This window comes from Natronoflexus pectinivorans (assembly GCF_004345615.1).
Taxonomy (GTDB): domain Bacteria; phylum Bacteroidota; class Bacteroidia; order Bacteroidales; family Marinilabiliaceae; genus Natronoflexus; species Natronoflexus pectinivorans.
The window spans coordinates 114,118-135,993 of record NZ_SLWK01000006.1 but is presented as its reverse complement, the minus strand read 5'-3'; the positions used below and the strand labels follow the sequence as shown (position 1 = coordinate 135,993).

At 41.2% G+C, this 21,876-nt stretch carries 16 protein-coding genes; 6 read left to right on the top strand and 10 right to left on the bottom strand.

All coding sequences use genetic code 11. The features are described 5' to 3' along the window. The first annotated feature begins 8 nt into the window (after positions 1 to 8). The gene (gene glgP, locus EV194_RS09755; RefSeq protein ID WP_132433854.1) at positions 9 to 4,244 is read left to right on the top strand and encodes an alpha-glucan family phosphorylase; all 4,236 of its coding nucleotides are present in this window, start codon (positions 9 to 11) and stop codon (positions 4,242 to 4,244) included. Positions 4,245 to 4,301: 57 nt separating this feature from the next. Here the strand turns inward: glgP and EV194_RS09750 are convergent, their stop codons facing one another. Both EV194_RS09750 and kdsB read right to left on the bottom strand, forming a co-directional pair. Then, on the bottom strand, positions 4,302 to 6,317 hold the full coding sequence (locus tag EV194_RS09750; protein ID WP_132433853.1) for an alpha amylase C-terminal domain-containing protein: 2,016 nt from the start codon (positions 6,315 to 6,317) through the stop codon (positions 4,302 to 4,304). A gap of 7 nt (positions 6,318 to 6,324) precedes the next feature. Then, complete coding sequence (gene kdsB, locus EV194_RS09745) at positions 6,325 to 7,086, bottom strand: 3-deoxy-manno-octulosonate cytidylyltransferase (RefSeq protein ID WP_132433852.1); 762 nt, start codon at positions 7,084 to 7,086, stop codon at positions 6,325 to 6,327. Positions 7,087 to 7,381: 295 nt separating this feature from the next. Here kdsB and gcvH point away from each other — a divergent pair, with 295 nt between their 5' ends. Continuing rightward, on the top strand, positions 7,382 to 7,759 hold the full coding sequence (gene gcvH / locus EV194_RS09740) for a glycine cleavage system protein GcvH (RefSeq protein WP_132433851.1): 378 nt from the start codon (positions 7,382 to 7,384) through the stop codon (positions 7,757 to 7,759). 193 nt (positions 7,760 to 7,952) lie between these two features. Here gcvH and EV194_RS09735 read toward each other — a convergent pair whose 3' ends face one another. Continuing rightward, complete coding sequence (locus EV194_RS09735) at positions 7,953 to 9,287, bottom strand: sigma-54-dependent transcriptional regulator (protein ID WP_132433850.1); 1,335 nt, start codon at positions 9,285 to 9,287, stop codon at positions 7,953 to 7,955. 306 nt (positions 9,288 to 9,593) lie between these two features. Between EV194_RS09735 and porW the strand changes: the two genes are divergently transcribed. From porW to EV194_RS09715, 4 genes are all read left to right on the top strand, one after another. After that, a complete protein-coding gene (porW, locus tag EV194_RS09730; protein WP_132433849.1) occupies positions 9,594 to 12,758 on the top strand; it encodes a type IX secretion system periplasmic lipoprotein PorW/SprE in 3,165 nt (1,054 codons plus the stop codon). 155 nt (positions 12,759 to 12,913) lie between these two features. Then, positions 12,914 to 14,473: a T9SS response regulator signal transducer PorX gene (porX, locus tag EV194_RS09725; RefSeq protein WP_132433848.1), complete on the top strand. Its 1,560-nt coding sequence runs from the start codon at positions 12,914 to 12,916 to the stop codon at positions 14,471 to 14,473. 13 nt (positions 14,474 to 14,486) lie between these two features. After that, positions 14,487 to 14,912 (top strand): tRNA (adenosine(37)-N6)-threonylcarbamoyltransferase complex ATPase subunit type 1 TsaE, encoded by a 426-nt coding sequence (gene tsaE, locus EV194_RS09720; protein ID WP_132433847.1) that lies wholly within the window; start codon positions 14,487 to 14,489, stop codon positions 14,910 to 14,912. A gap of 62 nt (positions 14,913 to 14,974) precedes the next feature. Next, the gene (locus tag EV194_RS09715; protein WP_132433846.1) at positions 14,975 to 16,201 is read left to right on the top strand and encodes an alanine dehydrogenase; all 1,227 of its coding nucleotides are present in this window, start codon (positions 14,975 to 14,977) and stop codon (positions 16,199 to 16,201) included. Between the two features lie 3 nt (positions 16,202 to 16,204). On the opposite strand, the gene EV194_RS09710 is transcribed toward EV194_RS09715, so the two are convergent. The 7 genes from EV194_RS09710 to EV194_RS09680 form a co-directional block, all read right to left on the bottom strand. Then, positions 16,205 to 16,441, bottom strand: coding sequence for a NifU family protein (locus tag EV194_RS09710; RefSeq protein WP_079557472.1), 237 nt, complete (start codon positions 16,439 to 16,441; stop codon positions 16,205 to 16,207). Between the two features lie 188 nt (positions 16,442 to 16,629). Beyond that, the gene (locus EV194_RS09705) at positions 16,630 to 17,739 is read right to left on the bottom strand and encodes an Mrp/NBP35 family ATP-binding protein (RefSeq protein WP_132433845.1); all 1,110 of its coding nucleotides are present in this window, start codon (positions 17,737 to 17,739) and stop codon (positions 16,630 to 16,632) included. A 65-nt stretch (positions 17,740 to 17,804) separates the two neighbouring features. Continuing rightward, positions 17,805 to 18,164, bottom strand: coding sequence for an MGMT family protein (locus tag EV194_RS09700; RefSeq protein WP_243699377.1), 360 nt, complete (start codon positions 18,162 to 18,164; stop codon positions 17,805 to 17,807). Next, on the bottom strand, positions 18,127 to 18,909 hold the full coding sequence (gene trmB, locus EV194_RS09695) for a tRNA (guanosine(46)-N7)-methyltransferase TrmB (protein ID WP_132433844.1): 783 nt from the start codon (positions 18,907 to 18,909) through the stop codon (positions 18,127 to 18,129). Before trmB ends, EV194_RS09700 begins: the two co-directional genes overlap by 38 nt. 86 nt (positions 18,910 to 18,995) lie before the next feature. Beyond that, entirely contained in the window at positions 18,996 to 19,472 is a 477-nt protein-coding gene (locus tag EV194_RS09690; RefSeq protein ID WP_165921854.1) for a gliding motility lipoprotein GldH, read from the bottom strand. Continuing rightward, complete coding sequence (locus EV194_RS09685) at positions 19,459 to 20,613, bottom strand: PSP1 domain-containing protein (RefSeq protein WP_132433842.1); 1,155 nt, start codon at positions 20,611 to 20,613, stop codon at positions 19,459 to 19,461. The genes EV194_RS09690 and EV194_RS09685 overlap by 14 nt, the downstream gene beginning before the upstream one ends. 59 nt (positions 20,614 to 20,672) lie before the next feature. Then, positions 20,673 to 21,797 carry a DNA polymerase III subunit gene (locus EV194_RS09680; RefSeq protein ID WP_132433841.1) on the bottom strand — a complete coding sequence of 375 codons (1,125 nt, stop codon included), beginning with the start codon at positions 21,795 to 21,797 and terminating at the stop codon, positions 20,673 to 20,675. Between the last annotated feature and the right edge of the window lie 79 nt (positions 21,798 to 21,876).

Genomic DNA, 21,876 nt, shown 5'->3' with positions numbered 1-21,876 from the left:
TTACAACCATGGTTGACAGCTATTTAAAACCGGACTACTTGTTCGAAACGAGTTGGGAAGTATGCAATAAGATGGGAGGAATCCACACAGTACTTGCTTCAAAAGCAAGTACGTTGGTTCAGCAGTTTCACGACAAACTGATTTTTATAGGGCCGGATGTATGGCGATCACCTCATAAAAATCCCGAATTCATTCCCGAAGAAAAAATGTTTGCCGATTGGCAAAATGTTCTTCAGTATGAAGGGCTCAGAGTTAAGGTCGGAAGATGGAATGTGCCAGGTAAACCGCTGGTAATTCTGGTTGACTTTACTCAGTTTGTTTCTAAAAAAAATGAGATCCTCTCATACCTTTGGGAAACCTACAAAGTAGATAGCATTTCCGGTCAGTGGGACTACATAGAACCTGCTCTCTTTGGCTATGCGTCAGGACTGGTCATTGAGAGTTTCTATAAGTTTCATTTAACGGTTGCAGATAAGGTTGTTGCTCATTATAATGAATGGATGACAGGAAGTGGGGCTCTATACCTTAAGGATAAAATGCCTCAGATAGGGACTATTTTCACCACACACAGCACCACCCTGGGACGATCTCTGGCCAGTAATGGATTCCCGCTTTACGACAATATGGATCAGTACGAACCGGATGTAAAGGCTCGTGAACTTGGCGTTATGGCAAAGCACTCATTGGAGAAAAATGCCGCAACCCATGTCGATTGTTTTACGACTGTATCGGATATTACTGCCAATGAATGTGCTCATTTTCTCAAAAGGGGTGTCGATGTAGTAACACCAAATGGCTTTGAGAATAATTTTGTTCCTCAGGGAGATCAATATACAGAGAAAAGAGAGTCGGCAAGAGAAAAACTCCGAACAGTAGCATCCGCAGTTCTTGGATATCAGGTAAATAAATCTGCGCTTCTGGTAGCAAGCAGTGGCAGATATGAATTCAGAAACAAAGGAGCCGACATCATGCTGGATGGATTAAAACTAATCAATGAGAATCCACAACAAAAACAGGAGATCATTTTCTTTGTTTTGATACCGGCAAACACCTATGGCCCTCGCAAAGACCTCATCGACAGATTATCCGGCAAAAAATACGAATCCGCTCTGCCCAACCCGTTTCTAACCCACGGCCTCAATGATCTGGGTTATGACCCTATCATTAATAAAATTCAGGAAATTCATCTTAACAACCACAAAGAAGAAAAGGTTAAACTAATTTTTGTGCCAAGCTACCTGAATGGCGATGATGGAATTTTCAACATCCCATACTATGATTTACTCATAGGGATGGATCTCACTGTTTTTCCGTCCTATTACGAACCATGGGGATACACACCACTGGAGAGCATTGCATTTGGAATACCCACAATTACTACAACTTTGGCTGGGTTTGGCATTTGGGCAAAGGAATTTTCCAAATCAATAAAAGATGGAATAGAAGTCATTGAGAGAACAGATGTCAACAATAAAGATGCAATATCAAAAATTGCATCGGTCATAACATCATTTTCACAATTAACCGAGCACGATCATCAAATCATCAGAGAAAGTTCTTTTAAATTGGCAGCGAATCTGGAGTGGAACAATCTGATTAAGCACTATTTCCAGGCTTATGACATTGCTCTTAAAGAAGTAAATAATCGCAAAGACTCCTTCGCTGTTGTTCATGATGAGCCAAAAGTCAGAGCTATTCCAGATACCATATCAACCCCTTCATGGAAAAAGCTGATTGTAAAATCCAGATTGCCTGACCGACTGGCTGTTCTTCATGATCTGACGCGAAATATGTGGTGGACATGGAACTATCAGGCTGTGGAACTTTTTGAAATGATTGATGAAGATTTATGGGAAGAAGTAAGAAAGAACCCTGTACTGCTTCTGGAAAAAGTTTCCTTCAAAAGACTTACAGAGCTAGCCGACGACCAGCAATTTACAGACAAACTGGATGCTGTACATCATCTGTTTAGAACTTACATGGATAAACCCATGCGCGATGGTGCATCCATTGCATATTTCAGTATGGAATATGGGCTCAATGATGTATTGAAGATTTACAGCGGCGGGCTTGGCATTCTTGCGGGAGACTATCTTAAAGAGGCTAGTGATAAAGGCATAGATATAAAAGCCATTGGGCTTTTATATCGCTTTGGCTATTTCAAGCAATCACTCACCATGAATGGAGAACAGGTAGCCAATTATGATATACAGGAATTCTCAAATCTACCCATCGAAGAAGTACGCTATCCAAACGGAGAACAAGTACATATTAAAGTTGACATGCCAGGGCGTGAAGTTGTTGCCGCCGTATGGAAAGCGCAAATAGGAAGAATCCCTCTCTACCTAATGGATACGGACATTCCGGCCAATAATATGCAGGACAGAGAAATTACTCACATGCTATATGGCGGTGATTGGGAAAACCGCCTGAAACAGGAGATTTTACTGGGAATTGGGGGAATTCGCCTACTGGAAGAGATCGATGAGAAGATTGATCTGTACCATTGTAACGAAGGGCATGCAGCACTAATTAACGTAGAAAGGCTGATTGATCTGGTGGAGAAAAAATTCAGCTTTGCCGAGGCAATGGAACTTGTTAAGGTCTCTTCTCTGTTTACTACTCACACACCTGTTCCCGCTGGTCACGACAAGTTTGACGAGGACATGTTCAGAGTTTATATGCGCCACATCCCTGAAAAATTGAATATCTCCTGGGCTGATTTTATGGAGATGGGACGTGAATTCAACAATCCGGATGAAATGTTCTCCATGAGCGTATTGGCGGCCAAAACTTCACACGAAGTAAATGGTGTAAGCTGGCTACACGGAGAAGTGACAAAGAAGATGTTCCGTCATTTATGGAAAGGCTACTTCCCCGAAGAGCTTCACATCAACTATGTAACCAACGGGGTTCATTACGGCACCTGGACAGCATCTGCATTCAGGAAACTCTACGAATCAAAATTTGGGGAGGATTTTCTTGAGGATGTATCAGATAAATCTAAATGGGAGGAAATTTACAAGATTCCCGATGAAGATATATGGGAAGTAAGAAAAGAACTTAGGAAAAAACTGATAGATTATATACGCTGGAGAATGGGTACGGGCATGATAGAACGACATGAAGACCCGTCTCATATAGTTGATGTTCTTGATATCATCAGAGAAGATGCTTTAACCATTGGGTTTGCCCGCAGATTTGCCACATACAAAAGAGCACATTTGTTGTTTAAGGATTTGGACAGACTCCGGAGGATTGTAAACAATCCGGATAAACCCGTTCAATTTATCTTTGCAGGGAAAGCTCACCCCGCAGATGGGGCAGGACAAGGACTCATCAAGAGCATTGTTGATATTTCAAAAAGGCCTGAGTTTGTTGGGAAAATAATTTTCCTGGAAAACTACGATATGGATCTTGGGAAAAGACTGATAAGTGGTGTAGATGTATGGCTTAATACACCAACGCGTCCTCTGGAAGCTTCCGGAACCAGCGGACAAAAAGCTGAATTAAACGGGGTGTTGAATTTCAGTGTGTTGGATGGCTGGTGGTACGAAGGATACAAAGAAGGCGCGGGATGGGCGCTGACCGACAAACAAACCTTCGATAACAACGACTATCAGGACGAATTGGACGCAACCACCATCTACAGCATATTTGAGAATGAGGTTATTCCCCTTTTCTTTAATAAGAACGAAAAGGGAATTCCTACAGGATGGATTAAATACATAAAAAATTCCATTGCCAAAATTGCGCCTGAATTTACGACCCGCCGTATGATCAACGACTACGGCACCCGTTTCTATGAACCTATGTTTGAGCGCATCAAAAAGATGAACGAGAACGATCACCGGCAGGCAAGGGAATTGGCTGCATGGAAAAGGAGGGTTTATGCAGGCTGGGAGTATGTACAGGTACTTTCATGTAATATGCCCGATATTGCCAAGCAGGAACTTGGAATCGGAGATAACTATAAAGTAGATGTCGTGGTTGATCTGAAAAGGCTTGCAGGCGTTGATATAGGATTGGAAATAGTGATTGCTGATCCCTCTAAGGATGAACACAATCCCTCCATTGTGCACATCGAACCTTTTAAGATCGTTAAAAAGGAAGGATCAATCGTTCACTTCAGCCTGGATTATAAACTAAATCTTCCGGGAGTGTATAAGTTTGGATTAAGATTGTTCCCATTCAATGGAGCACTTCCACATAAACAGGATTTCGCTTTAATAAAATGGATTTAAAAGTAAGTATAGCTGTTGAAAAAAGTCGGTTGCCGCGTTGCGGCAACCGACTTTTGGCTATACATCATAAACACTTCTTACCTTTTGTCGTTCAAGAACAAATGCAGTTCTGGCCGGAATATAGAGCTTTACCTGATGATGACTCTTATTGAGAGGCACTGGCTGGGAAAAGTGAATGGTTCTCTCATCAACCCTGTCAAAACCACCGTACTCGGGATTATCTGCTGACAGAACTATTCTAAACTTGCCCGGATAAACGGGAATCCCATAATCAGTATAGGAAACTGATGGGTTAAAGTTAAATACAAAAAGAAGAGACCCTCTCTCAAAGGCTAATACCTGATCTGTTTCATTATCCATCTTCAGGTATATTTCAGGAATCCCATTTAAAGAGTGTTTTCGTGCAAGATCAATCATTGCTTTATCGAACATTCCCAGCCAACGAAATTTCAATTTCTCATTATCAAACAGGCTCCATTGCCTGCGTGCATAATGGTATGACCAGTTATTTCCTTCCCGCGGGAAGTCAATCCATTCGGGATGACCAAACTCATTCCCCATAAAATTCAGATACCCGCCATAGGCCGTGCTAAGAGTCAATAATCTGATCATTTTATGCAAAGCAATGGCTCTGTCAACGACAAGACTTGGATGATCAATGGCCATATGGTCATACATCTCCTTATCTGCCAACCTGAAAATAATGGTTTTATCACCTACCAAAGCCTGGTCGTGCGATTCAGCGTAGGAGATGACCTTCTCTTCAGGACGATGCTGGGTTAACTCATGAAAAAGAGTTCCAACCTGCCACTCTTCATCTGCCTTCTCTTTTATCAATTTTATCCAGAAATCAGGCACACCCATTGATAACCTATAATCAAAACCGAGGCCATCCTCATTTGTGGCGGCCGTAATTCCGGGCAATCCGCTCATCTCCTCTGCTACAGAGATGGCCTTTGGATGAATCTCGTGAATCAGTTTATTGGCCAACGTTAAATACAATACCGCATCATCATCCAAACTCCCGTCAAAATAATCGTCATAACTGGTAAAAGCCTTTTCCAGTCCATGATGCGTGTAAAGCATACTGGTAACTCCATCAAACCTGAAGCCATCAAAATGGAATTCTTCTATCCAATATCTGCAGTTTGATAAAAGAAATCTCTGCACCTCTTCCTTTCCATAATCAAAACATCGTGAATCCCATGCCGGATGGTTTCCCCTATCGCCACTATGAAAATACTGGTCGTATGAACCATCAAACCTGCTGAGACCCTCCTCTTCGTTTCTAACAGAGTGGCTGTGAACAATGTCCATAATAACACTTATACCAAGATTATGAGCTGAGTTAATAAGAAATTTCAGATCTTCAGGTGTTCCGAAACGACCGGACGGAGCAAAAAAATTAGACACATGGTATCCAAAACTCCCATAATATGGGTGCTCCTGCACAGCCATAAGTTGAAGAGTATTATAACCGGCTGCATTTATGCGAGGTAGTATTTTATCTGCAAATTCTATGTACGACCCAACCTTTGGCTCCTCTTGTGCCATACCGGTGTGAGCCTCATAAATTAATACCGGCTCATCTGCAACTCTAAAGTCCTGATCAGTCCAGATGAAAGATTCAGGTTGCCATACCTGGGCACTGAACAAAAGAGTTTCAGAATCCTGAACAATACGAGTAGCGTACGCAGGCAAGCGCATTGCACCGGCACCATCCCACTCAATCCATAGTTTATAGTGGTCGCCGTGTTTTAATATTGAATCGGGCAATGCAATCTCCCAATTTCCGCCTGACGATTTCTGAAGTTTAAACTCCTGTTGTGGCTGCCACCCCGAAAAAGCACCTACCAAATATACGGCTGATGCATTCGGTGCCCATTCGCGAAAAACCCACTGATCATCTGTTTTATGCAACCCATAAAACAGATGTCGATCAGCAAAATCTTTCAGCGTTCCATACCTATTTTCAATAACATCCAGGGTATCGTTCAGCAGGCTTCTTCTCCTGATCATATGGCCTTCATACGGTGCTAGCCAAGGATCAATTTCGGTTAAACGTTTTGCCATAACAAGTTCAAGAGATTAATCCGGATTTTTTCACTCTCTCCAAGTCTTCAGGAGTATCTATTCCGATGGTTTCGTGATTTACAGTTCGCACACTTATCTTATACCCGTTTTCCAGCCATCTCAGTTGCTCAAGAGATTCGGCAAGTTCAAGAGACGAAGGTTTTAGACTTGTTATCTCTCGTAAAATATCGCTGCGATATCCATATAAACCGATGTGCAAAAAATAAGTATGGTTTAAGTGCCATTCGTTCTGGGGATATTGGCGCAAATAAGGTATTGGGGAGCGGGAGAAATAAATCGCTTCGTACTTTGGATTGATAACAACTTTCGGTTTGTTTGAATCAAACAGGTCTTCTGCTTCCTTCAAAGGTTTCACAAGTGTAGCGATCTCTGTCATTGAACTCATAAAACAACCGGTTAAAGTTTCCAATATTTCAGGCTCAATAAAAGGTTCATCTCCCTGAATATTGATAACCACATCATAACTTCTTTTCTCTTCCGATTCAACAAGGCTTAAAGCTTCCGTGCATCTGTCCGTTCCGCTTTGATGGTCTGGCGAGGTCATCACCACCTTGCCATTAAAACTTAATACGGCATCAAAAATCCGCTCATCGTCAGTAGCAACATATACATGTTTAAGAATTCTTGCAGCCTGTTCATAAACACGTTGAATCATTGGCTTGCCACCTATGTCAACCAACGGCTTTCCGGGAAAACGTGTGGATGCGTAACGTGCAGGAATTATCCCAAGTACTGAATCTAAAAGCATATTATTCTATTTAAAAAATCAATTACTAATCATTTGTCTAATTTAATCATTTTATAGAAAGGGGAACATCATTTATTTAAAGATTAACATACAAAAAGAATGCAGAGCGTTTTCCTGAAATTTCGGAACTAATATTCTACCATAAAAGGATAATTAGGTTAACTAAGCTCCATTGAGCCGTACATCAATCAACGCTAATTAATATTATGATTTTTCACAGTTTTTAATCAACACCAATGCATTCTTATAAAAATTTCGCTAATTTTGATGCATAACCTTTTATAAATAAAGCATCATGAATTTACCTGAAAGCTTAAAGTACACCAAAGACCATGAATGGGTGCGCATTGAAGGCAATATAGCTACCGTTGGCATTACTGAATTTGCACAGGGAGAGTTGGGCGATATTGTTTTTGTTGAAATTGAAACTGAAGACGAAGACCTCGACAAAGAAGAGGTATTTGGTACAATTGAAGCCGTAAAAACTGTTTCAGATCTTTACATGCCATTGTCCGGTAAAATCATTGAAGTAAATGAAAACCTCGAATCCCAGCCTGACCTGGTTAACAAAGAACCATATGATGGTGGGTGGATGGTTAAAATCGAAATTCGGGATAAATCTGAAATCGAAACACTCATTACAGCAGAACAGTACAAAGAACTTATTAACTAACTCTGTAGATTACTGATGTTTTTCAAGCCACAAAGAACACTAAGAGTTTCTTTAGGAACAGAAAAACCTATTTAAGTTACCAGTTAGCTTTTTAACCTGCTTTATTCATGAATTGTCGTTATGAGATATTTTATGAATAATGCAGGTTTAGTTCTTCACGATTACTTTCTGCTCTTTGTGGTTCAGTCGTTTATCAAAGCTCCTTATCCTTTAGTAAATTATAGATTGTAGATTTCCCAATCTCTAGCTTTTCAGCCACTTTCATTACATTTCCATACTTATCCAGATAGTATCTGATGATTTTTTCATTATACTCCCTTAAAGTCATCTCCTCGGTTAATATATCAGGTACCTCATTAACTGAATTAAAAACAATATCCTCTTCTTCTATCTTTCCGTTATTTGACAATACTGCAGCAAGTTCAATGATGGCTTTTAGTTCACGCACATTTCCCGGAAACGAATAACTGAGAAGTTTTCGTCTTGCTTTTGATGCTATTTCCCGCTCAGAAATCCCATTTTGATGACAAAATTGTTTTAGAAAATAATCAGCAAGCAACAGAATATCCTTTTGTCTTTCCTTCAATGAAGGTAACACCACCGGCAACCCCATAAGCCTGAAATACAAATCCTCACGAAAGGTTTGCTCTCTAACCATTTCAGACAAATCAACACATGAAGCTGAGATAACCCTAACATTTACTTGGAACTTCTTTGTGCCTCCCACCCTCTGCATAAATCCATGTTGCAACAGATTTAAAAGCCTCAGTTGAACCTCCTCCCCCATCTCCTGAATCTCTTCCAGATAAATGGTTCCCTCATTGGCCTCCTCTATTTTTCCAGGACGCATAACAACATTGCCATTAATACCGGCTTGTTCATAGCCAAAAAGCTCTCCCTCAATCATGTCAGGAGGTAGTGTTGTTAAATTTAGGGACACAAATGGTCTTTCCCTTCTGTTTGAGTTATAATGGATGATCTTAGCCATTAATTCCTTCCCTGTACCGGCTTCTCCACGGATGCTTACATTGATGTTAGGGATTTTCAAAGCTTTATCAACCAAAGCGGACACCTCCTTTATGGCCTTGCTTTCACCAATAATTGCATGTTGATAATCATACTTTTGTGCCACCTGATTTTTAAAAAAGGATAACTCCTTTTGTAAATTTAACTGACTAAAAATATTATCTATCGCCTTCTGTAATCGCCCCCGGGTACTTTCATCCTTGGTGATATAGTCGTAAGCACCTTGTTTAAGCAATTCTACAGCTGTACGTATATCGTCCTTGCCGGATATAATAATGACCCGGATGTTTGGATTGAACCTGACTATCTGATTAAAAACATCTTCCCCCGAAAAATCAGGTAACCCGAGATCCAAAGTTACAACATCAGGAAGATCGGCCAATTGTCTTAAGAAATCAGACCCGTTAGAGAACATTACCACTTCAACATCCTCATTGGATTTCAAAGTACGTTCAATTATTTTTCTGAACAACGGATCGTCTTCTACAACAAAAACCTTCATCGCATTTTATCGTTATTATGAGCAACTGTCATTATTAAATCTTCAAATTTAATCTGTACATCAAAGCAAAAAACAAAGGCAAAAGAGCCAAAAGAAATTTATTATCACATAACTTTGTATTCTTGTGAAATCCCTGATAATCTTTTATTATTAATCCGTTTGCATCTTCAGTTTTAAAACATTCGGAATTTCCAACCTCTTGTAAAAATATAAAAATGTTTTTGTTCCTTTTGGCATTTTTTGTGTTAGAATAAAATAATTTTGTCAAAAGCATGTTTTATCATTACGAACGTCTTTCAATTGAAAATGACTTTAAGAATAGTTTACATATCGATTGCTGCTTTTCTGCTTGTATCATGTTCCACTCAAAACAACACATGGTTAAGCAGGAATTACCATAGTATTACCTCTAAGTACAACACTTTGTTCAATGGTGAACAAAGTTTCAAAAGAGGAGAGCAGCAATTAATGCGCAATCATCAGGATAACTTCACTCACATACTAAGTATGTTTCCATACTCAGGTGAAGAAAAAGCCGGAGCTGTAAAGGGAGAAATGGATCGAGCCATCAGCAAGGGACATAAAATCATTGCCAATAAATCCATCACAGCCAGACCCCGGCGAAGGCCTCCCCGAAACAGCCCCAGATATCATAATTTCTACAATCGCAGAGAATTCAACAGGTACATGGACGATGCTTTTCTTCTGGTAGGAAAGGCGCATCTTTACAACCATGAGTTCAACGATGCGCTTGTAATGCTTGATTATGTTGTTCGTGAATTCCCCAATCAATCCACACGGTTTGATGCGCTTATTTGGATGGCAAGAACGCGAATTGAAATGGGCGACCTTGATAATGCAGCTATACTTCTTGACCGTTATGATGCGATGGGACAAGCTCCTGACAGATTGTACGGCGAATATATGGCAACTTTTGCCGAGTTTCATATCAGAAGTGGAAATCTTCGGGAGGCCATTCCATATATGAAAGTGGCCGCAGATGAGGCCAGCGGCAGATGGAACAGAAACCGCCGGGCATACATCCTTGCGCAGCTCTACAAACAAACAGGGTCTCATGATCTTGCAGCAAGTACATTTCGAAGGGTTATAAGATCCAGTCCCAATTATGAAATGGAGCTTAATGCCAGAATCAATTACCTAATGCTGCAGGGACATCTTGACGGCAATCACGACCGCGCCCGTCAACAACTTTACAGACAAGTTAATCAGGCCAATAATCGTGAGTTCAGGGATCGAATTTACTACGTACTTGCACAAAGCTATCTCAGTGAAGGGGACACCATTATGGCCATTACAAACCTCAGGTTATCCTCTGGCTATAATTTTGGAAACCAATCACTAAAAACGGAGACCTACTTACAACTGGCAGAACTCTACTTTGAATTACCAGCGTATATTCCTTCATACGCATACTATGACAGCACAATTGTCTCCATTCGTGATACCGATCCACGCTACAGAAAAATCAACCACCGTCATGCAGGGCTAAAAAACCTATCAACTCATTTTGAAACCATCACCAGAGAAGACAGCCTTATGCGATTGGCGCAGATGCCCGAGGCCGAATTGGAAGATTTTATCTTGGCTCTTATAGAAGAAGAGAGACAGGCTCAGTTAAACTTATCAATAGGCGCAAGGGACGACCAGAGAAGAACCGGGGGTGACCATATGTTTCAGAGAGATTTCGGTAGCCAGCTAAGCAGAGCAACAGACAGTCAGGGACAATGGTACTTTTACAACCAATCCACTATAAGCCTGGGTAAAATGGAGTTTGAACGCCGATGGGGACGTCGTGGCAATGAAGATAATTGGCGACGTGCTGATAAAGGGACAGTAGAGGCTGTGGACTATGAAATGACTCCCACCCAACCCGGAGAGCCAGGCTTTGGAAATGGTGCCTTACCGGTTGAAGGCCAACGTGAAACAGCCCCCCGTGCTCAATTGATAGAACTGCCCACCAAAGAAGAATTAATGGCAGACATCCCCCTCACTGAGGAACAAAAAGAAATAACAAAAGAGCGATTGGCCAACGCCTGGTTCCAATCAGGAATCATATTCCTTGATCATTTCAACGACCCCACAAGAGCCATCGAAATGTTCAGAATGTTCCTCAACGATTTCCCAACCCATGCACTTGCGGAGCAAGCGTGGTTTTGGGCTTACATGGCGTACAACCAATTGGAAAATGAAGCCGGCGCATCACAAATGAGAGATGGGCTAATCAGACATTTTCCCGATGGGCAATATGCTGAGTTTGCAAGAAATCCTCAATACGCAGAGGCCAAACGCCAAAGGAGACAAGAGTTAAATGAACTCTACAATGACGCATTTAATGCTTATATAAACAACAGATTTAATTCATCAATCAGCAAATCCACCCTCATAATTATTGAAACAGAGGAGGAAGAATTGCTTCGTAAAGCCAGACTTCTTAAAGCAGCGGCTTATGCCCGGCAAGGCAACGTGACAAACTTTGAAAATGAGCTAAACATCTTAACCAATGATTTCGGAACAACGCGGGAAGGAAAATTAGCTGAACGATGGCTCGCCATGATGGCTGAAGGCAAACTTCCGGCTATTGGTCCGGTAACCCGTCAGATGACAACAGCAACAGACGAATCAGATATTCCAGAAACACCTATAGAGGAAGTGGTTCCTGTTGACCGGTTTAATTTCGAACCCGGTCAAGAACACTTTATTCTTATTGTAGTTGAAGAAGATGCTGACATCAACCGGCTGTTGTTCAACCTGGCAGATTATAATTTCAGCAGATTTCTGTTGGCCGACTACGAAATAGAAAGCAGAACACTCCCAGATTCCCGAAGACTTTTAAGTATTGGCTCTTTTGCCAATAACCGGGAAGCTATGGATTATTATTACGGGCTCCGGTCAAATCCAGGCCTGCTTCGGGCAGAAAATGTGAACGCTCCAATGCTTATGGCCGGATCAGTATCAAATAAAAACACTCTGATATCAACTGGAGAAACAACAGAGTTCAGGGATTTCTTTTCTAAAAATTACCTTGGTGGCGGAGGAGGAATCACCATTCAAATGGCATTTGTAGATCAGGAGCCGGAAGATGCTGCTGCAACAGGTGCAAAATCCTTTACCACAAGCGATGGCACCCATTGGGTTATGGTTGTTTTACCTCCACGCACCAATACCGGAAGAGTCAGTGGATTCCTGACCAGCCATGCATTAAACAGCTTTAACCTCCGATTAAACACCCGAACCATAAACCTTTCAGGGGGAGAAACTGTTTTGTTAGTGGAAGCATTCCAATCTGCCAGTCAGGCCCAAGAGTTCACGACCTCATTAAATGCCAACAATTTCTGGAACAACCAACTGAGAGCTTCCAATTGGGTAATGGCTTCAGTAAGTCCTGATAACTTTAAAATAATAGAACAAGAAGGAACAACCGAAGAATACATCAAATTTTACAAAGAGTAACTTGAGGTGGTAAAGTTTCAGAAAACTGAATTTCAAAAAACGAGCCCTGTGGCTCTGACACACCCGCCAAGTAAGCATTATAAACTTTTACCTAAACCCGATTTGCTTAGGCAAAATCAAAATTTAGTTGTAACCAAATTCCTAAATTTTAGAATATGGATGACACTACCAGGATCAAACTTTTATGGGTAGATGATGAAATTGAACATCTAAAACCACATATATTCTTCCTCAAAGAAAAAGGCTTCCAGATAGAAACTGCCACCAATGGCAAAGATGCCATTGGTTTAATCGAAAAACAAAACTACAACCTCATATTTCTGGATGAAAACATGCCGGGATTAAGCGGTTTGGAAACCCTGACCAGGATAAAAGAGCTAAAACCCAATCTACCGGTTATCATGGTAACCAAAAGTGAAGAAGAATCCATCATGGACCAGGCCATTGGAAGTAAAATTGCCGATTACCTCATCAAACCGGTAAACCCCAACCAAATTTGGTCTTCCATAAAAAAGACCCTTGCCAGAGAATCTTTGATATCAAAAAAAGCCACGACAGACTACCAGTCGGCCTTTTCGAAAATCGGCATGAGATTAAATGACAGACTCAACCATGAAGAGTGGAGGGAGGTTTATAAGAATCTTGTTTTTTGGGAATTGGAGCTTCAAAGTACAGACAGCCACATGAACGAGGTGCTTTTAATGCAAAAAAACGAAGCCAACAATCAATTCACCCGGTTCGTTAAAGATAATTATACCGGCTGGCTCCAAAATGAGGATGATGCGCCATTGATGTCGCATACCATCCTAAAAAAAAGAATCACCCCCCTGCTAAAAGAGAAAAAACCGGTGGTTTTTATTGTTGTTGATAATTTCAGATACGACCAATGGGAGATCATCCAAAAGGAGATCAATCCATACTATACTGTAAAAAGTGACGAGCTCTATTTCAGCATTTTGCCAACAGCCACTCAGTTTTGTCGCAATTCCATTTTTGCCGGACTTTTGCCTTCAAACATCGCCAAAATAAGACCCGATTTATGGGTTGATGATGATGAAGAAGGAAGTAAAAATCAATACGAGGAAGAGCTTTTGAACGACTATTTTAAAAGAACACGGCAGGACACCAAGGTTTTTTATGAAAAAATAAACAACGTAGAAAGTGGGAAAAAGCTGCTTGACAACTATAAAAAGCTAAAAGACTATCAACTATCGGTGGTGGTAGTAAACTTTGTTGACATGCTGTCGCATGCACGTACCGAAATGAAGATGTTCAGGGAACTTATTTCAGATGAATCATCCTACAGATCTCTAACCCTTTCGTGGTTCAGACATTCTCCCCTGTTTGATTTGCTTAAAAAACTGTCGCAGGAAGATGTTACTGTTGTCATTACCACCGACCATGGAACCATAAGAGTTCAAAACCCGTTGAAGGTGGTTGGCGACAAAAACGTAAATACCAATTTACGTTTTAAGCAGGGTAAAAATCTGGCTTACGATGAAAAGGATGTCTTCGAAGTAAAAAAACCTGAACAGGTTTTTTTACCAAAGCCAAATGTATCAACCACATATATTTTTGCCACAGGAACTGATTTTTTTGCCTATCCCAACAACTATAATTACTATGTGAGTTATTACAAGGACACCTTTCAACATGGAGGAATTTCCATGGAAGAGATGATGATTCCGTTTGCAGTTCTTGAACCGGTAAAATAACCATTTGATAAAAATGAACACATTTATTGCCAAATCAATATCTGAACTCAACCCAATTGCCAATGAACTTATAAAACTATTGAAAGAGACTCCTGTTGTTGCATTTTACGGCGAAATGGGTGCAGGCAAAACCACATTTATAAAAGTTTTGTGCCAACAAATGGGAGTTGAAGATGAAGTCAACAGCCCCAGTTTTGCCATCATCAATGAATACAGGACAGATAAAAACCTTCCGGTTTTTCACTTTGATCTCTATAGGCTGGAGGACGAAGTGGAGTTATTGGATATTGGATGTGAGGAATATTTTGACAGCGGAGATGTTTGTCTTATTGAATGGCCTAATAAGGCAGGTTCGCTGCTCCCTGAGCAGCGAGTAAATCTGACCATTGAGGAACTTCCTGATGGTTCTAGAAAAATAACCATATTAAAAACACTTTAAAATCTCTGAATTATTTATTAATTTCAAACCGGATAAGTTGCCAATAACCAGACTTTAGCATTATGACCAAAATAGAAAAACGCGTATCCTACTTTGCCATCAGGCAAACACAGATGATTCCACGCGAAGAGATGCTGGAAACAGGGAGGCAACAACGCTCCATCTCAATCGGGATTCCAAAGGAAACCGATCCTTCTGAAAACCGCGTAGCTCTTACCCCTCAGGGAGTTGAACTTCTCTGCGAAAATGGTCATAAGGTAACCATGGAAAGTGGTGCCGGTGATGCAGCCAACTATTTCGACAAAGACTTTTCCGAAGCCGGCGCAGAAATTGTAAAATCCAAAGAAGAAGTTTTTAAAAGTGAAATCATACTCAAGATTGCTCCCCCCTCCGCTGACGAAATTGATCTGATGCATCCATATCAGTTACTTTTGTCATTTCTTTACATGCCTCATCAATCAAGAGATACCATCAGGCAGTTAATGGACAGGAGGATTAATGCCATTGCATATGAATTCCTAAAAGATGAAAGCGGCTGTTACCCGGTCATCCGCAGCATGAGCGAAATTGAAGGTTACGCTGCCATTACCATTGCATCAGAGTACCTAAGCAAAGCGCACGGTGGCAAAGGGGTTCTTTTAGGTGGTATCACAGGCATCTCTCCCACTGAAGTGGTTATTATAGGAGCCGGCACTGCAGGCGAATTTGCTGCCCGCGCAGCTCTCGGTCTGGGTTGCCAGGTAAAAGTATTCGACAACTCCTACCAAAACCTAAAAGAGTTGGAACGAAATGTTGGACAACGACTTTTTACATCCATTCTGCATCCAAAAGTATTAACAAAGGCTTTAAAGTCAGCAGATGCCGTAGTTGCCAGTTTGAGGTGCTTTGATTGCGATCACGGATTTTTTATTACCCGTGATCAGGTGAATAAGATGAAAAAAGGATCGGTAATTGTTGATTTGAGTGTAGGGAACGGGGGATGCTTTGAAGCAAGCCAAACAAGTAATTCACCCGGCCACCCGTTCGTAAACGAACGTGGTGTTATTCACTATTTTGTACCAAACATTGCCTCACGAGTGGCACGTACGGCCTCCATTGCGTTGAGTAATATTTTTGCTCCAATATTGTTAAGGCTTGCTGAATCTGGCGGAGTTCATCAACTAATTAAAACAGATACCGGTGTAAGTAGCGGCACCTATATATACAAAGGTATACTTACCAATAGCCATATCGGGAACCAGCTGGGGATTCCCTTTAAAGATATTGGATTGCTTCTTGCAGCATTTTAAAGTTTAAACGGCTACCACTTCCTTTATAACGGGGACGTTGCTTTTAATGACCATCTCAACCCCATTCTTTAGGGTTTGAACACTCATAGGACATCCTTCGCAAGCACCCTGTAACCGAACTTTGACAACCATGTCGTCAGTCAACTCCACAATGGAAATATCACCTCCATCGGCCTGCAAATAGGGACGGATTCCTTCAAGAGCAATCTTTACCTGCTCCATAACCTCTTGCTTCTCCATAGTATAATATTCTGTAATCATAACTATTAAAAATCTGATAAGTTTAACATCTACATTCTATCTCACCAACAACTTAATCATCAAATCGTGTTCCAAAAAAATCAGAACAAACTGTTGTTCAACCCAAACACCTATCAGACCTCTTCTCTTTGTATTCTCTTATACCAGATCTTATAAATTTCTTCGAATTACTTTTTGGTTATTTCAACAATTTTTGTCGGTGGCAACTGTTCGTTGCGCTTCTTCACCGAGTCAACCACTGCCTCTGCCAATTTGGCAAATGCCACCGAAGTCATGGTGCTATCTTCCATTGCAGCAGGCACACCTTCGTCACCTCCCTCTCGAATTCCCTGAACAATAGGAATCTGACCCAATAATGGAACATTGAGCGTTTCAGCAAGTTTCTTACATCCATCCTTACCAAAAATATAATAGCGGTTTTCAGAAAGCTCTTTAGGGGTAAACCATGCCATGTTCTCAACCAATCCAAGTACCGGAACATTGATCTGCTTTCCGGTAAACATGCTGATGCCTTTTCGTGCATCGGCAAGAGCAACTTCCTGAGGTGTGCTAACCACTACAGCACCTGTTAAAGGCACCGTTTGCACAAGGGTTAAATGAATGTCACTGGTTCCGGGAGGTAAATCAATCAGCAAATAATCCAATTCGCCCCACAATGCATCATTTATGAGTTGTTTGAGCGCATTGGTAGCCATGGCTCCACGCCATACCAAAGCATCATCAGGATTCACAAAATACCCAATACTCAACAGTTTTACTCCGTACTTTTCAACCGGAACAATCCGATCCTTGCCTTCCACCTTTTGAACCATCGGACGTGCATCTTCTGTGGCAAACATCTTTGGTATGGAAGGACCAAAGATATCTGCATCCAGCAAACCTACACGATACCCCAAACGTGTAAGCGAAACAGCCAAATTACTTGATACCGTTGACTTCCCAACTCCTCCCTTACCGGAAGCTATCGCAATGACGCTTTCAACTCCGGGAAGAACAGGAGCCTGTTCATTTACCTCGCGGGGCTTAACTTTTACATATATATTTCCTTCTATTTCGGCATCTTCACCAACGTATGTTTTCACTGCCTGAAGGCATGCCGACTTTATGGCACCCACCATAGGATCGTTGGCACGATCAAATAAAAGAGAAAAACTAATCCGTTTCCCATCTATCCTGATATCATCTTCAACCATTCCAAGCGACACGATATCTGCCCCCTTACCGGGATGAACCACGTGACGCAAGGCATCTATCACCAATTTTGGATAAAAACTCATTGTTATATTAATTTAAACTCTTTAAACTTAAGCGCAAAGATACAAAAAAAAATGAAGCAACTGCTTCACAATACTTCCTTTGGATCCCACAACACAGATTTGAGGTCAACAACCTTATCGTCAACAACATCCACCCCCTCGTTTTTCAGCAATTCCTGCATGGTTGTGCTGCCGCCAAAATAGTGCTTCCCCGACAAAATTCCATTCCGGTTTACCACACGATGCGCAGGCACAAATGGCGTTTGGGTAAGACTTTTATTCAAAGCCCAACCTACCATTCGCGCAGCTCCCGGTGAACCAATGGCAGCAGCAATTGCCCCGTAAGTAGCCACTTTGCCAAATGGGATTAACCTGGTGACAGAATAGACCTTTTCGAAGAAATCGTCACTATCTGACATCAAGTTTTGGCGGAGCTTTTTCGTCATTGTGATACAATTTTACACCTCGACCGGCATTGTGATAAATGTCTTTTGGAATATCAATATCGGGTTCAGCCAACTGATGCCGCTCAGGTAGAATAAAACAGAGATACTTTATGGGAACAGCATGCGCCATAAATCTCTCTTCATAATAAGTTTTGATTTCTTTAAGCTCTGCAGGTGCATCATCATTGTGCAAATCAGTGTAATCATGAATCACCGTTAGATTATTGGTCTCACAAACCGCTTTGGCATATGAATATTGAAACCAACTATCGGTTTTTAAATGAATTCTGCCACCGGGCTTCAGAAATCCCGAATAGTGCGACAAAAAACGAGTAGAGGTAAGCCTTTTGCGGGTTTTGTTCATCTGCGGATCGGGAAAAGTCAACCAAATCTCATCGACTTCGTTCGATGCGAAGAAAGAGTTAATCATTTCAATATGCGTACGAATAAACCCCACGTTTTTTAAACCCTCATTAAAAGAAGCTGATGCCCCTGCATGCATCCTTGATCCTTTGATATCAACCCCCAGAAAATTTTTTTGTGGATACCTTCTTGCCAAACCAACGGTGTACTCCCCTTTTCCACATCCCAACTCCAATACTACCGGGTTCATATTTCCAAAAAAATCTGAACTCCACTTCCCTTTTAATTTGTAGTCTTTTTGAAAAACCTCATCAAATTCCGCCTGTATTACATGCGGAAACCCATCCATCTCTTCAAATTTTTGAAGCTTATTCTTACCCATGTGGTGTGTTAAGTTATTTATTTCGCACAAGCAAATTCCCCTTGTAACTAATTTCTTCTTTTACTCCTGTTAGCAACAAAAAGGCTCTATCGGCTAGACTGTACCCAAAACTCAACCGACTTTAAATGTGGCAGCAACTCTCGCCGCATACCGTGTACAACAGAGAACTGATATTCACCCGGGTGAGCCATTTTTATCTCATGACGGTATAAAGCAGATATTTCATAATTGCCTTTTTTCTTTCGTCCCAGCCATCTACCAGATGACTCAGCCAAAAACAATTCCAACGTATCAGTAATTTGAACCTGATCGGGTCCCTTTATAGTTAAAAACAACCACAAATTACTGTAGGGATATCCATCGGTATGATTAAAAGTCAGCCCCATATCCAATACCTGAGAAGTATCGGCTATTTCCACATTAAAACTGGCAGGGTCATCTTTATGCCACCCCCTCGGATCCATTTCCAGCCTCTCTTCAAACACTACCCTGTCAGCGCAGGACACAGTCACTATCGCTAAAAACAGAGCGAGCAATTTGATATAACTTTTAGTTATTACCATCTCCACGATTGTTGTTGTTGTTTCTGTTTTTGTTATATTTTTTCTTTTTCCTTCGTTTCGAAGGTTTCTTAGTTTTGTCATCAAATCTGGTGATGCTGTCCTCCTCCACTACGTTTTCGTAACCCACCTCTTTATTTGCATTACTTTGAACGGCAGGCTGGTTTCCAAACTTAGGCGCTTTTTGCCCTTTCTTGTTCAGAGCAATGACCTCCTTTACCGTATCAACATCCAGCATGACTGGGTTACCGGAATGATCTCTGGACGGCACATACCACATCAAACGTTTAAAAACATCTGTTTTGAAGTGATAATATGTGGCTTCTTCAGTCTCCAGGGAGATTGAGGTATTTGGAAAGTCTTGCTGCGCATCAAGGTAGGCATCCAATTCATAGTTTAGACAACACTTTAGTTTTCCGCACTGCCCGGCAAGCTTTTGAGGGTTTAACGAAATCTCCTGATAACGTGCCGCATTGGTTGTTACCGATACAAAATTGGTCATCCATGTAGAACAGCATAACTCCCTGCCACAAGGTCCAATTCCTCCTATGCGTCCTGCTTCCTGGCGAGCTCCAATTTGACGCATCTCAATGCGTACTTTAAATCTGTCCGCCAACACTTTTATCAACTCACGAAAGTCGACCCGCTCATCAGCTATGTAGTAAAAAATGGCTTTTGTTCGGTCACCCTGGTATTCTACATCACCTATTTTCATGTTTAGACCAAGGTTCCAGGCCATTGTGCGTGATTCAAGCATGGTTTCACGTTCCAAAGCCTTCGCCTCCTCCCACTTTTCTATGTCGACAGGCTTAGCCTTTCGATACACCCTTTTAAACTCGTAGGAGGATGGTGAAATGTTGTTCTTTTTCATTTGCAACAACACCAACTCGCCGGTAAGAGTAATAATACCGATGTCGTGACCCGGAGATGCTTCAACGGCCACCACATCGCCTTTTTGAAGGCGTGTCTGACTCGTATTCCGATAAAACCCTTTACGGGTATTTTTAAACTGAACCTCTACAATATCAGTTGGATCAGGTATCTCCGGCAAATCACCAAGCCAATCATACACTTCCAGTTTCCCACACCGGTCTCCACATGAATCACATTTACTTTTTGGGGCACTTGATATATTTTGTTCCATCGCGGTATTTTTGAATGACAGGTTGCACCTACGTGCAACCCGGATATATATATAAACAATTACTTTTTAAAACAGATGGTTAACTTCACTGCCATATCAAACAAAACAATGCGTGAATTCCCATTTTGTTCAATGTGGGCATGAGCAAGTTGCAATTCTTCAACCATCGTACCAATATTTCCTTCATTTACAAAAGGAGCAAACTTGGCAACAAACTCCTCTTCAGATGGCGTGAGATATACCAAATCCGGCTGTTTAAAATTATACACATAGCTCTCGCGCAACATATTCACGGCATAATCAAAAAAGCCTTTTATTTTATCGCGGGACATGGCAGCCAAAGAATCAGACCATTTTATGATCTCGAATATCTTTCGTGTATAAATGGCTCTCATCATTTCACCAAACAAATCAAAATATCCTGAATTATCCCTGGTACTGTCTAAAACAGATGCTGCCTTAACATAGTTGCCACGAGACAAACGAGCGGCAACTCGTGCCTCTTCTTCCGGAACTTCAAGCCTATTACTTAATACTCGGGTTAAACTCTCAACATCAATGGGCGGGATATTTAATTGTTGGGTCCGGGAGAGAATTGTAGGTAGCAATGTAGCCGGATTTTCTGATATTAACAAAAAAACAGTGCTTTGGGGAGGTTCTTCCAGAATTTTCAAAAGTTTGTTCGATCCTGAATCATTCATTCGCTCCGGCAACCAGATGATCATTATTTTATATTTCCCCTCAAAATTTCTCAAACTGAGCTTTTTTACAATGACTTCACTTTCGTCTGCATAAATCATTCCTGATTTCTTCCCATCCGAAATATGTTCAAACCATTGTCCTGCGTTGAAGTAATTCTGTTCTAAAACAAAGGCTCGCCACTCGTTGATTTTATCATCACTTACAGCCGCCTGCCCGCTTTTTTCCTTGATAACGGGAAATACGAAATGCAAATCGGGATGAACCAGCTTGTTAATTTTCAAGCATGACGAACAAACGCCACAAGCATCATCTTCCCCGGGGTTTTTACAATTGAGATACCCTGCATATGCGATTGCAAGCAAGAGAGAGCCGGTCCCTTCTCCTCCTGAAAAAAGTTGGGCATGCCCTACCCTATCCTCTTTAACAGTGCGGATTAAATGATCCTTAATTGTTCGTTGTCCTGCAATATCGCTGAATCGCATACTTTCGCATCTAAATTATAGCTTCATTAATTCTGTCAAATATACGAAAATCATAAAATCTATCCAGCCAAAAAAGCAA

Bases quoted from the DNA above. Each gene is read 5' to 3' on its own strand.
- EV194_RS09750 (WP_132433853.1), bottom strand. From the start codon at position 6,317: ATGGCAAAACGTTTAACCGAAATTGATCCTTGGCTAGCACCGTATGAA.
- EV194_RS09685 (WP_132433842.1), bottom strand. From the start codon at position 20,613: ATGGAACAAAATATATCAAGTGCCCCAAAAAGTAAATGTGATTCATGT.
- EV194_RS09710 (WP_079557472.1), bottom strand. From the start codon at position 16,441: ATGGAGAAGCAAGAGGTTATGGAGCAGGTAAAGATTGCTCTTGAAGGA.
- EV194_RS09700 (WP_243699377.1), bottom strand. From the start codon at position 18,164: ATGACGAAAAAGCTCCGCCAAAACTTGATGTCAGATAGTGACGATTTC.
- EV194_RS09705 (WP_132433845.1), bottom strand. From the start codon at position 17,739: ATGAGTTTTTATCCAAAATTGGTGATAGATGCCTTGCGTCACGTGGTT.
- EV194_RS09715 (WP_132433846.1), top strand. From the start codon at position 14,975: ATGACCAAAATAGAAAAACGCGTATCCTACTTTGCCATCAGGCAAACA.
- EV194_RS09680 (WP_132433841.1), bottom strand. From the start codon at position 21,797: ATGCGATTCAGCGATATTGCAGGACAACGAACAATTAAGGATCATTTA.
- porX (WP_132433848.1), top strand. From the start codon at position 12,914: ATGGATGACACTACCAGGATCAAACTTTTATGGGTAGATGATGAAATT.
- kdsB (WP_132433852.1), bottom strand. From the start codon at position 7,086: ATGCTTTTAGATTCAGTACTTGGGATAATTCCTGCACGTTACGCATCC.
- trmB (WP_132433844.1), bottom strand. From the start codon at position 18,909: ATGGGTAAGAATAAGCTTCAAAAATTTGAAGAGATGGATGGGTTTCCG.
- EV194_RS09735 (WP_132433850.1), bottom strand. From the start codon at position 9,287: ATGAAGGTTTTTGTTGTAGAAGACGATCCGTTGTTCAGAAAAATAATT.
- glgP (WP_132433854.1), top strand. From the start codon at position 9: ATGGTTGACAGCTATTTAAAACCGGACTACTTGTTCGAAACGAGTTGG.
- porW (WP_132433849.1), top strand. From the start codon at position 9,594: ATGACTTTAAGAATAGTTTACATATCGATTGCTGCTTTTCTGCTTGTA.
- tsaE (WP_132433847.1), top strand. From the start codon at position 14,487: ATGAACACATTTATTGCCAAATCAATATCTGAACTCAACCCAATTGCC.
- gcvH (WP_132433851.1), top strand. From the start codon at position 7,382: ATGAATTTACCTGAAAGCTTAAAGTACACCAAAGACCATGAATGGGTG.
- EV194_RS09690 (WP_165921854.1), bottom strand. From the start codon at position 19,472: ATGGTAATAACTAAAAGTTATATCAAATTGCTCGCTCTGTTTTTAGCG.